The 14,262-nt window shown below is 70.0% G+C and carries 13 protein-coding genes and 1 tRNA gene; 7 read left to right on the forward strand and 7 right to left on the reverse strand.

Annotated elements, in window-relative coordinates:
- Positions 1-14: 14 nt before the first annotated feature.
- Positions 15-1,154, reverse strand: coding sequence for a DUF2336 domain-containing protein (locus KF910_RS02160; RefSeq protein WP_292258572.1), 1,140 nt, complete (start codon positions 1,152-1,154; stop codon positions 15-17).
- A 151-nt stretch (positions 1,155-1,305) separates the two neighbouring features.
- On the opposite strand from KF910_RS02160, the gene KF910_RS02165 reads away from it, so the two are divergent.
- The 4 genes from KF910_RS02165 to KF910_RS02180 all read left to right on the forward strand — a co-directional run bounded on the left by KF910_RS02165 (position 1,306) and on the right by KF910_RS02180 (position 7,267).
- Complete coding sequence (locus KF910_RS02165) at positions 1,306-2,070, forward strand: class II aldolase/adducin family protein (protein WP_292258573.1); 765 nt, start codon at positions 1,306-1,308, stop codon at positions 2,068-2,070.
- Positions 2,067-2,846, forward strand: coding sequence for a hypothetical protein (locus KF910_RS02170; RefSeq protein WP_292258574.1), 780 nt, complete (start codon positions 2,067-2,069; stop codon positions 2,844-2,846). Before KF910_RS02165 ends, KF910_RS02170 begins: the two co-directional genes overlap by 4 nt.
- Positions 2,847-2,966: 120 nt before the next feature.
- On the forward strand, positions 2,967-4,082 hold the full coding sequence (locus KF910_RS02175; RefSeq protein ID WP_292258575.1) for an efflux RND transporter periplasmic adaptor subunit: 1,116 nt from the start codon (positions 2,967-2,969) through the stop codon (positions 4,080-4,082).
- Positions 4,082-7,267, forward strand: a complete 3,186-nt coding sequence (locus tag KF910_RS02180; protein ID WP_292258576.1) for an efflux RND transporter permease subunit — start codon at positions 4,082-4,084, stop codon at positions 7,265-7,267. Before KF910_RS02175 ends, KF910_RS02180 begins: the two co-directional genes overlap by 1 nt.
- Before the next feature lie 5 nt (positions 7,268-7,272).
- Here KF910_RS02180 and KF910_RS02185 read toward each other — a convergent pair whose 3' ends face one another.
- Entirely contained in the window at positions 7,273-7,629 is a 357-nt protein-coding gene (locus tag KF910_RS02185) for a phage holin family protein (protein ID WP_292258577.1), read from the reverse strand.
- An 84-nt stretch (positions 7,630-7,713) separates the two neighbouring features.
- On the opposite strand from KF910_RS02185, the gene KF910_RS02190 reads away from it, so the two are divergent.
- Positions 7,714-8,151, forward strand: coding sequence for an HIT family protein (locus KF910_RS02190; protein ID WP_292258578.1), 438 nt, complete (start codon positions 7,714-7,716; stop codon positions 8,149-8,151).
- Here the strand turns inward: KF910_RS02190 and KF910_RS02195 are convergent.
- A complete protein-coding gene (locus KF910_RS02195; RefSeq protein WP_292258579.1) occupies positions 8,148-8,507 on the reverse strand; it encodes a DMT family protein in 360 nt (119 codons plus the stop codon). The two genes, KF910_RS02190 and KF910_RS02195, sit on opposite strands and share 4 nt — an antisense overlap.
- 57 nt (positions 8,508-8,564) lie before the next feature.
- Here KF910_RS02195 and KF910_RS02200 point away from each other — a divergent pair.
- Positions 8,565-8,640, forward strand: a tRNA-Thr gene (locus tag KF910_RS02200).
- 18 nt (positions 8,641-8,658) lie between these two features.
- Here the strand turns inward: KF910_RS02200 and KF910_RS02205 are convergent.
- From KF910_RS02205 to KF910_RS02215, 3 genes are all read right to left on the reverse strand, one after another.
- Positions 8,659-9,414, reverse strand: coding sequence for a prepilin peptidase (locus tag KF910_RS02205; protein ID WP_292258580.1), 756 nt, complete (start codon positions 9,412-9,414; stop codon positions 8,659-8,661).
- Between the two features lie 185 nt (positions 9,415-9,599).
- A complete protein-coding gene (gene feoB, locus KF910_RS02210) occupies positions 9,600-11,474 on the reverse strand; it encodes a ferrous iron transport protein B (protein WP_292258581.1) in 1,875 nt (624 codons plus the stop codon).
- A 3-nt stretch (positions 11,475-11,477) separates the two neighbouring features.
- On the reverse strand, positions 11,478-11,744 hold the full coding sequence (locus tag KF910_RS02215) for a FeoA family protein (protein ID WP_292258865.1): 267 nt from the start codon (positions 11,742-11,744) through the stop codon (positions 11,478-11,480).
- A gap of 155 nt (positions 11,745-11,899) precedes the next feature.
- Here KF910_RS02215 and KF910_RS02220 point away from each other — a divergent pair, with 155 nt between their 5' ends.
- On the forward strand, positions 11,900-12,385 hold the full coding sequence (locus tag KF910_RS02220) for a c-type cytochrome (protein WP_292258582.1): 486 nt from the start codon (positions 11,900-11,902) through the stop codon (positions 12,383-12,385).
- A gap of 8 nt (positions 12,386-12,393) precedes the next feature.
- On the opposite strand, the gene KF910_RS02225 is transcribed toward KF910_RS02220, so the two are convergent.
- Positions 12,394-14,175: an acyl-CoA dehydrogenase gene (locus tag KF910_RS02225; RefSeq protein WP_292258583.1), complete on the reverse strand. Its 1,782-nt coding sequence runs from the start codon at positions 14,173-14,175 to the stop codon at positions 12,394-12,396.
- Positions 14,176-14,262 lie beyond the last annotated feature (87 nt).

Consider the following 14,262-nt stretch of genomic DNA (forward strand, 5'->3'; position numbering starts at 1 on the left):
CGCGGCGCGCGCCGTCAACCGGCCGCGCGCAGCTCCAGCTTGTTGAACAGCCGGGCGGCGTCGCGCGCATCCAGCGCCAGGGGCGTCCAGGGGCCGTAGGCGTCCTCGCCCGGGCGACCGTCGGTGAGACGGCGCAGGTCGGTCAGCAGCGACAGGAAGGCGGTCCGGTCGATGCCCGCCGCGACGCAGGCCAGATAGAGCGGCTGGGGCGTCTCGGCCGTGACGGCGGCGCGGATCTGATCGAGGGGGAATTCCCCGATGGCGGCCAGGGCGTGCTCGAACAGGGTGCGGCGGCCCTCGCGGACGGCGCGGACGGCGAAGCCGGGGCGCAACTGTCCGGCGGCCTTGAGCTTGTCGATCAGGCGGCGCTCGGTTTCCGAATCCGGGGGATCGGCCGGACGCCATTGGGGCGAGGCGGCGGCCGCGGCGGCGCGGTCGGCCGCGACCTGGATGATGGCGTCCAGGGAGGCCTCGTCGATGCGGAAGCGTTCGGCGATGGACTGGCGCAGGGCCTGGCCCACCCATTGATACAGCTGGGTCGCCAACTGCTGGTTCAGGCGCGGATGGCGGGTCAGGGGCGCGCGCAGGCCGGCGATGCGGCGCGAGCTGTCGACCAGTCGGCGCAGGGCCTCTTCGCTGATCTGGGCCGAACGGTTGCCGGCCAGGGCGGTGAGGACGGCCGGTTCGGCCCGGTCGATGACGGCGTCGGCCAGGCGGCCCGACAGGTTGGGGCGGCGCGCCACCTCGATGTGATGCTCCAGCGTCGCCTCGACCAGGATGCGCAGCAGGTCGTCGTCCTTGAGCAGGGGACTGGCGGCGATGACGGGGCGGGCGATCTCGATCTCGTCCAGGGCCAGCATGTGGATCAGGGCCTGGGGCGCCCAGTCGGCCGTGGCCAGGCGCTGGGCCAGGACGGCGCGGATCTCGCGCTCGGCCTGACGGGCCAGGGTCATGAAGATCTCGGACAGGACCGGCGACAGTTCGGCGCCCGGCGGATTGGCGTCGCACAGGGACGCCACGGCCAGCAGCAGCCGTTGCCGGTCATCCGAGGACCGGCTGCGCGCCAGGGCGACCAGGCGGCCGAATTCGCCATCCGGCGCGGGATCGGCGGACGGCGGGACAGGGAGGCTGAGGGCGACGGCGACGTTCACCACGCAATACTCCGATGGGGCCTCTGGCGGAGGCGTCGTCCCAGTCTGGGACAGCGGACGTGAAAGCGCGGTTAACGAACGCTGAAGATGGCTGCGCTTGACGCCGCGCCGATCCCGGCGGACGGTTGGTGAACGCAGATAACAGGAGGCCGCCATGGCCGACGGGGCCGTCGCTTCGCTGAAATCCAGGGTGTCCGAAGAAGAGTGGCGCACCCGGGTCGATCTGGCCGCCCTGTACCGGCTGGTCGCCCTGCACGGGTGGGACGACATGATCTTCACCCATATCTCGGCCCGCGTGCCGGGACCGGAGCATCATTTCCTGATCAACCCCTACGGCTGGTATTTCGAGGAGATGACGGCCTCGGCCCTGGTCAAGGTCGATCTGGACGGGAACATCGTCCAGGAGACCAGCAGCTTCATCAATCCGGCGGGCTTCACCATCCATTCGGCCGTGCATGCCGCCCGCGAGGACGCCAAATTCGTCATCCACCTGCACACGGTGAACGGGGTGGGCGTGGCGGCCCAGAAGCAGGGCCTGCTGCCGATCAGCCAGAACGCCTGCCTGCTGCAGCACCAGGTGGCCTATCACGGCTACGAGGGGCTGGCCCTGAACCATGACGAGCGCGAGCGGCTGGTGGCGGACATGGGGGACAAGTCGCTGATGCTGCTGAGGAACCACGGCACCCTGGCGGTCGGGGAAACGGCGGCCCAGGCCTGGGTCGGGATCTTCTTCCTGGAACGGGCCTGCGCCCAGCAGGTGGCGGCTCTGTCGGCCGGGCCGGACAATGTGCTGATCGCCCCGGACGCGGCCCAGGCCGAGACCAAGGAGCAGGGGCGGGGGATCGGCTTCATCTCGTCCCTGGCCTGGCCGGGCGCGCTGCGGATGCTGGACCGGCGCAACCCCGGCTACGACGTGTGAAGGCGGCCGCCCCGGGCGTCCTCAGCCTGATCGCCGTCCTGGCGGCGGGGTCGGCCCAGGCCTCGGCCTGGGTCCAGCCAAAGGGCAGGGGCCAATTGATCATCAAATGGGAGGACATGCGCGCCGAACGCGGCTTCGGCCCGGACGGCGCCCTGGCGGACCTGACCGCGCCCCGCACCGACCGGGCGGTCGGCCTGTTCGGCGAATACGGCCTGACCGACCGGCTGACCGTTCAGGTCAAGAGCGACTGGCAGGACGGGCGTGACGCCTTCGTCGACTATCAGGGTCGCGGCCCCCTGGAAGTGGGCCTGACCTGGCAGGTGCACCGGGATGATCGCAACGCCGCCAGCATCTATGTCGGCTATGCCGACGCGGGCGACGGGCGCAACGCGGGCTATGCCGCGCCGGGCCAGGGGCGCGGCGACTGGGAGGCCCGGGTCTCGGTCGGCCGCAACCTGAAGGGCGTGGGCGGACCCTGGACGCCGGAGCGCAGTTTCGTGGAGCTTCAGGCGGCGCGACGGATGCGCGCAGGCCTGCCGGACGAGACCCGCGCCGAGTTCACCGCCGGCGGCCATTTCGGCGAGAACTGGATGATCCTGGGCCAGGCCTTCGGCGGGATGACGGACGGCGGCGGCGCGCGCTGGCTGTCGGTCGAGACCTCCGTGGTTCGGCGATTGGGCGACTGGAGCCTGCAGGCCGGGTGGCGCGAGGCGGTGGCCGGGCGCGAGGTGGTCCAGAACCGGGGACTGGTGGTGGCGGTCTGGCGAAGATTCTGAAGATCGCGGGCGATCACCGCGACGGATTCGGAAACCTGGCCCGTTACAGAGACTTTAGTTGCGTCGGGGCCGTGACTCGTTAAGTCGGGCGCGTCATCCCGGAAGCCGGAGCCCCCACGCGTGATCAAGCGGCATTTCTTCATTGTCGGCGCAGCCGTGCTGCTGGGCCTGATGGTGCTTGCGGCCGTGCTGCGCATCACCCTGGGCGGGGGAGACGAAAAAGGCGGCATGGGCGGACCGGGCGGCCGGGGCGGCGGGCGCGGCCAGCAGGTGGCGACGGTGACGGTGCAGCCGCGCGAATTCTCGGACACCATCCAGGTGCTGGGCGTGGCGCGGGGCCGTCGGTCGGTCAATGTGACCTCACAGACCACCGAACTGATCACCCGGGTGCTGTTCGCCGACGGCCAGAGGGTTTCGGCCGGCCAGGCCCTGGTCGAACTGCAGGCCCGCGAAGAGGACGCCGGGGTCATCGAGGCCCGCGCCCGCGTGGCCCAGGCCCAGAGGGAATACGAACGCTACGCCGCCCTGGCCGAGCGCGGCGTCGCGCCCCGGGTCACGGCCGAGAGCGCCGAGACGGCCCTGGCCACCGCCCGCGCCTCGCTGGCGGCCGCCGAGGCGCGACAGGGCGACCGTGTGATCCGAGCTCCCTTCGCCGGCGTCATGGGCCTGACCACCGTCACGCCCGGCACCCTGATCAATCCCGGCGCGGTCATCGCCACCCTGGACGACACCGGTGTGGTGCGCGTCGATTTCCCCGTGCCGGAACGCTATCTGGGCCAGCTCAGGTCCGGGACGCCCCTGACGGCCAGCACCGACGCCTATCCGGGGGATCGGTTCGAGGGGCGGATCGCCCTGATCGACACACGCGTCAACGAACAGACTCGGGCCGCCACGGCGCGAGCCGAATTTCCCAATCCCGGCGGCCGTCTGCGGCCGGGCATGCTGGTCCGGGTGGCCGTGCAGCGGGGCGAGCGCACGGCCGTCGCCGCGCCCGAGGCCGCGGTCCAGTATGAGGGCCAGAGGGCCTTTGTCTATCGCCTGGCGCCGGGCGAAAACGGCTTCACCGCCCAGCGGGTCGAGATCGAAACCGGGGCGGTCGAAAACGGCTTCGTCGAGATCCTGTCGGGCGTCGAGGCCGGCGAACGGCTGGTGGGAACCGGGCTGAACCGCATCCAGCCCAACGCCCCGGTCAGCATCGCCGGCGAGGGCGGCCAGGCGCGGAAACAAGCTCGATGATGCTGTCCGATCTTGCGGTTCGCCGCCCGGTCTTCGCGGCCGTGGCCGCCATTGTGCTGTGCGTCATCGGGGCGGCGGCCTTCTTCTTCCTGCCGGTGCGCGAACTGCCGGACGTGGACCCGCCGATCGTCTCGGTCAGCACCAGCTACGCCGGCGCCTCGGCCGAGGTGATCGAGAGCCGGATCACCGAACCGATCGAACAGCAGATCGCCGGCATCCAGGGCGTCAAGCGGATCAATTCCACCAGCCGCGACGGCCGCTCGAACGTCAATATCGAGTTCAACCTGGACCGGAACATCGACGACGCCGCCAACGACGTGCGCGACCGGATCAGCCGGGTCGTCGGCCGCCTGCCCGACCAGGCCCAGCCGCCCGAGGTGGCCAAGGCGGATTCCGACAGCCAGCCGATCATGATCCTGTTCCTGCGGTCCACGACCATGAACCGGCTGCAGCTGACGGACTATGCCGACCGCTATCTGATCGACCGGCTGTCGACCGTGGACGGGGTGGCCCAGGTGCAGATCTATGGCGAGCAGCGCTACGCCATGCGCATCTGGCTGGACCCGGCGGCCATGGGCGCGCGCGGCCTGACCGTGCAGGACGTCGAGAACGCCCTGACCAGCCAGAACGTCGAACTGCCGGCCGGTTCGCTGGAATCGACGGACAAGGACTATACGGTGCGGGTGGCGCGCAACTACGCCACCCCGGCCCAGTTCGCGGCCCTGCCGATCGGCACCCGCGGGGCGGCGTCCCAGGCGTCTGGCACGGGGGCGGCGGCCCTGATCGCCGCGCCGCCGACCTATGTGACCCGACTGGGCGACATCGCCCGGGTCGAGGAGGCGCCCGCCGAGGCGCGCCGGATGTTCCGCGGCAACGGCCTGGACCAGATCGGCCTGGCCGTCACCCGCCAGGCCCAGTCGAACGACCTGGCCATTTCCGAGGGGGTGGCCAAGCTGCTGGAGGAAATCCGGCCGACCCTGCCCGAGGGCGCCGAACTGGTGATCGGGTCGGACAATTCGGTCTTCACCAAACACGCCATCGAAGAGGTGTGGATCACCATCGGCATCGCCATGGCCCTGGTTGCCCTGGTCAATTTCGTCTTCCTGGGCAGTTTCCGGGCGGCCCTGATTCCATCGGTCGTGGCGCCGATCTGCCTGTTGTCGACCTTCATCGTCCTGGCGCCTCTGGGGTTCTCGCTGAACCTTCTGACCCTGCTGGCCCTGGTTCTGGCCATCGGCCTGGTGGTGGACGACGCCATCGTGGTGACCGAGAACATCCAGCGCAGGCTGGACCATGGCGAGCCGCCCCTGGTGGCCGCCGAGCGTGGCGCGCGCCAGGTCTTCTTCGCCGTGGTGGCGACGACGGTGGTGCTGCTGGCGGTGTTCGCGCCCCTGCTGTTCCTGCCCGGCTATGTCGGGCGGCTGTTCGTCGAGCTGGCGGCGGCGATCGCGGCGGCCGTGGCCTTCTCGGCCTTCCTGGCGCTGAGCCTGTCGCCGATGCTGGCGTCCAAGATCCTGAAGCCGGCGCACGGCTCGGGCTGGCTGGCGCGGCGGGTGGACCGGGCCATGGATGCGCTGAAACGGTCCTACGCCCGTTCGCTTGACGCCCTGATGGGGCGCAAGGCGTCCCTGTATGGGGTGATCGGCCTGATCGTCCTGGTGGCGGCCGGAGCCGGCGGCATCTTCCTGAACCTGCCCGACGAACTGGTGCCGCCCGAGGATCGGGGCCGGGTCTTCGTCCGCGTCCAGGGCCCCGAAGGCGCAGGCTTCGACTACACTCGCCGGATCATGCTGGGGCTGGAGCCCATCCTGGCCGAATACAAGCAGGGCGGGGAGGTCGAGTCCTATCTGGTGTCGGCGCCCGGCTTCGGCGGCGGCAGCTTCAACTCGGGCAACGCCACCCTGACCCTGGTCGACTGGTCCAAGCGCGACCGGTCCGCCGACCAGATCGCCCAGGAACTGAACGGCAAGCTGCGCACCCAGACCGACGCCCAGGTCAACGCCAGCGTGCCCGGCGCCTTCCAGCGCGGCGGCGGCAATTCCAACTCGATCGAGATGATCGCCACCGGGCCGGACTATCACCAGCTGTACCAATGGCTGCAGCCGATCCTGGCGGCGGCCCAGGAGAATCCCGGCTTCTCGCGCCCGCGCCTGAACTATGAGCCGAACGCGCCGCGCCTGCTGGTGGATGTCGATCCGCAGAAGGCCGCCGGCCTGGGCGTCTCGGCCCAGCAGGTGGGGCGGACGCTGGAGACCATGTTCGGATCGCGTCGGGCCACCACCTATCTGCGCGGGGGGCAGGAATATGACGTCATCCTGCAGACCGACCGCGACGCCCGCCGCAACGTCAGCGACCTGGAGGCCCTGTATGTCGCCACCGGATCGGGCCAGCTGGCGCCCCTGTCGGCGGTGGTCACGACCCAGACTTCGGGCGATACGCCGGACCGGCGGCGGCTGGATCGCCAGCGCGCCATCACCCTGTCGGCTGATCTGACGCCGGGGACCACCATCGCCGACGCCATGGCCTTCCTGCAGGCCGAGGCGGGCAAACAGGCCCAGGGCCTGGCCACCATCCGCTGGGGCGGGGCGGCCCGCGACCAGCAGGAGGCGGGCAGCGCGGTGGGGGCGGCCTTCGCACTGGCGCTGCTGCTGGTCTTCCTGGTGCTGGCGGCCCAGTTCGAGAGCTGGATCACCCCGGCGGTGATCATGCTGACCGTGCCCCTGGCGGCGGCGGGGGGGCTGTTCGGCCTGCTGATGGCGGGGTCCAGCCTGAACATCTATTCCCAGATCGGCCTGATCATCCTGATCGGGGTGGCGGCCAAGAACGGCATCCTGATCGTCGAGTTCGCCAACCAGCTGCGCGACCAGGGCCGGTCGATCCGCGAAGCGATCATCGAATCGTCGTCCCTGCGCCTGCGGCCGATCATCATGACCTCGATCGCCACCGCCTTCGGCGCCCTGCCACTGGTGCTGTGGCAGGGGGCGGGGGCGGGCAGCCGCCAGACCATCGGCGTGGTCATCTTCGCCGGGGCCATGTTCGCAACCATGCTGACCCTGTTCGTGGTGCCGGTGATCTATGGGGTGCTGGCGCGCTTCACCCGCTCGCCGGAATACACCGCCCGCAAGATCGAGGAGTGGGAGGCCCAGGAGGTCACGGCCAACGACACGGCGGCCGCCGCCGAATAGGCCGCCTATTCGTCTCGGCGGCCGTCGGGCACGGCGCTGCCGGCGATCCAGCTGATGACGCCGGTGACGATGGCCGCGCCGATCCCGGCCCACAGGCCGTTGACGACAAAACCGTCCAGAAGCACGGCGGTCAGGCCGATGGTGGCGGCGTTCACCACCAGCAGGAAGAGGCCGAAGGTCACGACCGTCAGGGGGAAGGTCAGAACCACAAGGATCGGCCGCACGATGGCGTTGATCAGCCCCAGCAGCAGGGCCGCCCAGATCAGGGTCCACTGTCCGACGAAATCCACACCCGGCACCACGGCCGCGGCCAGCCACAGGCCCAGGGCCGTGACCACCAGCTGAACGATGAAACGCGCCATGGGGCTCTCCTTGTTCGGACCTCAGCGTAGCGCGTGTCGGGCGCCGGCTGCTACTAACCGATGCGTCATATCGGAGACCCGCCCATGAGCCTGCACGGCGCCTATGACCCCGACAACATCTTCGCCCGCATCCTGCGCGGCGACATCCCCAGCGTGAAGGTGTGGGAAGACGATCACGTCCTGGCCTTCATGGATGTCTTTCCCCAGTCGGAGGGGCATGTGCTGGTCATCTCCAAGACATCGACCGCCCGCAACATCCTGGAGATGGCGCCGGAGGACCTGGCCCGGCTGACGGCGGCGGTCCAGCGCACCGCGCTGGCGGTCGAGAAGGCGCTGAAGCCCGAGGGAATCAGCCTGATGCAGTTCAACGGCGACGCCGGCGGCCAGACGGTCTTCCACCTGCATTTCCACATCGTGCCGCGCTGGTCCGACCGGCCGATGAAGGGCCACGGTCATGCGCCCATGGCCGAGACGTCGGCGCTTCAGGCCCTGGCCGACCGCATTCGCACGGAACTGGATTAAAGCGGCCCCCTGAAGATGAACCACGCCCCGCCCGCGATCAGGGCGAAGCCGACGGCGTGGTTCATCGTCAGCTTTTCGCCCAGGACGGTCACCGAGAAGACGGCGAAGACCAGCAGGGTGATCACCTCCTGCATCGTCTTCAGTTCGGCCGCCGAATAGACCTGATGCCCGATGCGGTTGGCGGGCACGGCCAGGCAGTATTCGAAGAAGGCGATGCCCCAGCTGACGATCACCACGATCCACAGCGGCTTGGAGCCGAACTTCAGATGGCCGTACCAGGCAAAGGTCATGAAGACGTTCGACAGCACCAGCATCAGGATGGGCGCGAGATAGGGCATGGGAGGAAGGCCGGGCATGGCCGCACCATGCTTGCGCCGCGCGATTTCCGCCAGCATAAGACGCGACCGATCCGGGCCGGTTTAGCTCAGTTGGTAGAGCGCCAGTTTTGTAAACTGGATGTCGCGGGTTCGAACCCTGCAACCGGCACCATCGCCCGCGCCCGCGCCTTCAGGCCGGCTGCAGTCCCAAGGGGCCATACAGCCACACCAGCCAGATCCCGACCGCCAGCAGGCTGCCGAACGGCAGGCGGTCGTCGCCCCGCACCCGCCGCCGCACGATCAGCCGCGCGGCCACCAGGCTGAACCCCACGGCGCAGGCCCACAGCAGCACGCTGGGCAGGCCGATCCAGCCGATCCAGGCGCCGGCCCCCGCGAATAGGAAGGGATCGCCGCCGCCCAGGCCGTCACGCTTCCTCCAGACCCGATAGAGGAAGGCGATTAGCCACAGCAGGCCGAAACCCGCCACGGCCCCGATCACGGCGTCGACGGGCCAGTCACGGGCGATCAGGGCCGCCGCCCCGATCCCGGTGGCGATCAGCGGAAAGGTCAGGACGTCCGGCAGCCAGAAATGCTCGGCGTCGACCAGGGCGATCAGCAGCAGCTGCCACCCCAGCACGGCGGTCGCGGCCATCATGATCCAGCCGCCGCCATGCACAGCCGCCCAGACGCCGATCAGACCCCCCGCCGTCTCGATCAGCGGATAGCGCGGCGAGATCGCCGCCCGACAGTCCGCGCAGCGCCCGCGCAGGACCAGCCAGCTGACGACGGGAACCAGGCGCCACGGCTTCAGCGTGACGCCGCAGCTGTGGCAGTGGGAGGGCTTGAGGACCACGTCCTCCTCGGCCGGCAGGCGCACGCTGACGGCGGCCAGGAAACTGCCCACGATCAGGCCCAGCAGGCCCAGTATGGCGGCGTTGACGATCATTCAGGCTCCGGCGCTCCGGCTCGGCCGATTTCAAATATTCGTCACCCTCGGGCTTGTCCCGAGGGCCCATCTTTCAGCCCGCTCGACAGGTGAATGTCGATATCCGCGTATCCGCCGCCGCGATCGCAGTTGAGGCCGCCATGGGCCCTCGGGACAAGCCCGAGGGTGACGGGGTGGTTATCAGCCTAGCCGCCGCCCATCGCCACGGCCACCCGGTAGACGATGAAGGCCGCCAGATAGGCCAGGCCGAACATGTAGCCGACCATGATCCAGGTCCATTTCAGGGAATTGGTCTCGCGCCGCACCACCCCCAGGGTCGCCACGCACTGGGGCGCGAAGACATACCAGGCCAGGAAGGCCAGGGCCGTAGCCAGGGACCATTGCCCGGCCAGGGTCGAGGCCAGGGCGCCGACGCCCGAGCCTTCCGCGTCGGCGATGGCGTAGACCGACCCCAGGGCCGCCACCGCCACCTCGCGCGCGGCCATTCCGGGGATCAGGGCGATGACCATCTGCCAGTTGAAGCCGATGGGGGCGAACAGGGGCTCCAGCGCCTGGCCCAGCATGCCGGCGAAGGAATAGTCGATGGCCGGACCGGTCGCGCCTTCGGGCGGATAGGGGAAGGTCGACAGGACCCAGACGATGACCATCAGCGGCAGGATGATCCGCCCCGCCCGCTCCAGGAAGATCCGCGCCCGGAGCCACAGGTTGAACAGCACACTGCGCCAGTGGGGCGTCTTGTAGGCCGGCAGCTCCATCATGAAGGGCTCAACCGCGCCGCGCCAGAAGACGCGCCGGATGACGAAGGACACCACAAGGGCGCTGACGATCCCGGCGGCGTAGAGGCCGAACATCACCAGTCCCTGCAGATTGGCGAAGCCCCAGACCGTCTCGTTCGGAATGAAGGCGGCGATGATCAGGGTGTAGACCGGGATGCGGGCCGAGCAGGTCATCAGCGGCGCCACCATGATGGTGGTCAGGCGGTCGCGCTTGGAATCGATCACCCGCGCCGCCATGACGCCGGGAATGGCGCAGGCGAAGCTGCTGAGCAGCGGAATGAAGGCCCGGCCGTGCAGGCCGGCCCCGCCCATGATCCGGTCCATCAGAAAGGCCGCGCGGGCCATATAGCCGAAGTCTTCCAGCAGGATGATGAAGGCGAACAGGATCAGGATCTGCGGCAGGAAGACCAGCACGCTGCCCACCCCGGCGATCAGGCCGTCGACGATCAGGCTTTCCAGCAGGCCGTCCGGCATGACCGCCGCGACCCAGCCGCCCAGGGCGCCCAGGCCAGCCTCGATCCCGTCCATCAGGGGGGTGGCCCAGGTGAAGACGGCCTGGAACATGACGAACAGCAGGGCCAGCAGGATCACCAGGCCGCCGACCGGATGCAGCAGGACGGAATCGACCCGCCCGGTCAGGGTGTCGGGCCGTTCCGGCGGGCGGACGCAGGCCTTCATGATCCGCTCGGCCTGATGGTGGGCGGCGCGGATCTCGGACGCCTCGGGCGCATGCCAGACGCCCTCGCCGGCGGCCCCGCCCGTGACCGCCAGCTCTTCGGCGGCGGCGATCAGATCCTCGATCCCGCGCCGGCGCGTGGCCACCGTCGGCACGATCCGCACCCCCAGTTCGGCCGACAGCCGCTCCAGGTCGATGCGCAGGCCCTGGCGTTCGGCGATGTCGTACATGTTCAGGGCCAGGACCATCGGCCGGCCCACGGCCTTGATCTCCAGCGCCAGGCGCAGCACCAGCCTGAGGTTGGTCGCATCGGCCACCAGGACCACCGCGTCCGGCGCCGCTTCGCCCGCCAGACGGCCCAGGACGGCGTCGCGGGTCACCTCCTCGTCCGGACTGCGTGCGCGCAGGGAATAGGTGCCCGGCAGATCGAGAACCGACAGGGTGCGGCCGGACGGGGTGCGGATCACGCCCTCCTTCCGCTCGACCGTGACCCCGGCATAGTTGGCCACCTTCTGGTGCGAGCCGGTCAGGGCGTTGAACAGGGCGGTCTTGCCGCTGTTGGGATTGCCGACCAGGGCGATGCGGGCGGGCCTGACGAGGGCGTCCATGGCTCAGCGCGCCTCGCGCCGAACGATCAGGCTGGCCGCCTCGTGCCGACGCAGGGCCACCCGCATGTCGTCGACCTTCATGGCGATGGGGTCGCGGCCGAACAGGCCTTCATGCAGAAGCTCCACCTGGGCGCCCTCGACGAAGCCCAGTTCCAGCAGTCGACGCTCCAGCTCCACCTCGTGCTCAAGATGATGGCAATGGGCGCCGACCTTGACGATGACGCCGCGGTCGCCGCGCCGGGCCTGGCTCAGGGGGATTTCGTCGGACATGGGACTCTCGGGCGCCGACGCGCCGGCGCCGCTGAAGATGACAGTGACTATCAGGTGCAGGTCCCCGCCGTCCAGCGCGCCCAGGCGCGCGCGATGAGGACGCATTGCCGCCCCCAGCGATTGCGCTATCACAGGCGTCGTCCCCGGAGGGAATGATGTTCCGTCGCCTGATCCTGCCCGCCGCCTTCCTGACCCTGGCCGCCTGCGGCCCGAGTTCGCCTACTGAGCCGGCCGCTCCGGCCGCGCCCACGGTCCCGCCGCCCACGGCGGCCCAGATGCAGGCGGCGCTGGCGGCCCTGCCGGCGCCCTATGACGGCGCCGACCTGGACAATGGCCGGCGCGTCTTCGCGCGTTGCCGCTCGTGCCACACCGTCACGGCGAACGGGCCGAACATGACCGGGCCGAACCTGTATGGCGTCTTCGGCCGCCAGGCGGGGACGCACGCCGGCTATCGCTATTCCGCGCCGGTGAAGGCGGCCGGCTTCGCCTGGGACGCCGAGCGGATCGACCACTGGCTGGAGAATCCGCGCACCTTCCTGCCGGGCAACAAGATGACCTTCCCCGGCATCGCCGACCCGACCGACCGGCGCGACCTGATCGCCTGGCTGCAGGTCAGTACGACGCCCGCGCCCGCGGCCTGATCGGCGGGTCAGGCGCCCAGCACCTCGGCCGTCATCCGCTGGAGCAATTCGCCGCCCTGGCCGACGGCGGCCAGGCGGCTGGAGGCGTGGCCCAGGACGTTGGCGGCATAGACCTCATACAGGTCCAGCCGGCCCTGCAGCCAGGCGGCGTCGCCTTCGCCGGCCTCGATCTGGGCCTTGGCGGCGAGGGCGCCCTTGGCCAGAAGCCAGCCGCCCACGACATCGCCCATCAGCTTCAGATAGGCGTCGGCGGCGGCCAGGACGTCGGCGGCGCGGCCCGGGTCCGTCTTGGCGTCCAGCAGCCACAGGGTGGCGTCCTCGACCGCCTCGATGGCGTTGACCAGCCGTTCGATGGGCTTGCCGGAATAGAGGCGGCGAAGGTCGTTGGCGGTCGTCTTCATGTCCGTGATCAGCGCCTTGGCGGATGCGCCGCCGTCCTGGGACAGCTTGCGCCCGACCAGGTCCATGGCCTGGACGCCGTTGGTGCCTTCGTAGATCGGGGTGATGCGGGCGTCGCGGTAGTATTGGGCCGCGCCCGTCTCCTCGATGAAGCCCATGCCGCCGTGCACCTGGACGCCCATGGAGGCGACCTCGCAGCCCACGTCGGTGGACCAGGCCTTGGCGATGGGCACGAACAGGTCCTCGCGGCCCTTCCAGCGGATGCGGTCGTCTTCGGATGCGGCGGTGCGGGCCAGGTCGGCGGCGACGGCGGTGGACAGGCAGATGGCGCGGGCGGCCGCGACCTTGGCCTTCATCACCGACAGCATGCGGCGCACGTCGGGATGGTCGATGATCGGGGCGTTCATCTCGCCGGTCCAGACGCTGCGGCCCTGGCGGCGCTCCCGGGCATAGGCCAGGGCGTGCTGATAGGCGCGCTCGGCGATGCCCACCCCTTCGACCCCTACCGCCAGGCGGGCGGCGTTCATCATCACGAACATATGGGCCAGGCCCTCGTTCGGGCGGCCGACCAGTTCGGCGGTGGCGCCCTCATAGCTCATGACGCAGGTGGGGGAGGCGTGGATGCCCAGCTTGTGCTCGACCCCCACCGGCCGGAAGCCGTTGCGCGCGCCGATGGAGCCGTCGGCGTTCAGCAGGAATTTCGGCGCCAGGAACAGGCTGATCCCCTTTGGCCCCGGCGGGGCGTCGGGCAGGCGGGCCAGGACCATGTGCACGATGTTGTCGGTGGCGTCGTGGTCGCCCCAGGTGATGAAGATCTTCTGGCCGTTCAGGGCGTAGGTCCCGTCGCCGTTCGGCGTCGCCGTGGCCGTCAGGGCGCCCAGGTCGGTGCCCGCGTGCGGTTCTGTCAGCACCATGGCTCCGGTCCATTCGCCGCTGACCAGACGCGGCAGCCAGGTCTGCTTCTGCGATTCAGAACCGACCGCCTCCAGCGCCTCGATGGCCGCCAGTGACAGCATGGGGCACAGGCCGAAGGCCATGTTGGCGGCGTGGACGGTCTCATAGGCCGCCAGCTCCAGCGCCTTGGGCAGGCCCTGGCCGCCGGCGTGGGTCGAGGCGGCCAGGCCGGTCCAGCCGCCTTCGACGAACTGGCGATAGGCGTCGGCGAAACCGGGGGCGGCGGTGACGGCGCCGTTGGCGTAGGTCGCGCCCTTCTGGTCGCCGATGCGGTTCAGCGGGGCCAGGACGCCCTCGGAGAACTGACCCGCCGCCTCCAGCACCGCGTTCAGCACATCGCCGTCGAAGTCGGGAAAGGCCTGGCCCACCAGGGCGTCGGCGCCGGCCACGGAGCGCAGGGCGAAGGCGATGTCACGAAGGGGCGCACGGTAGGTCATGGGGAGGTCTCCTGAGGCGGTCTTCATGCCGTCCGGCCGGTGGGTGTGGCAAGCCGCTTGGCGAAGCGGCGGGCGCAGGGCAAGCTG

It is taken from the genome of Brevundimonas sp. (assembly GCF_019636155.1).
Lineage (GTDB): Bacteria > Pseudomonadota > Alphaproteobacteria > Caulobacterales > Caulobacteraceae > Brevundimonas.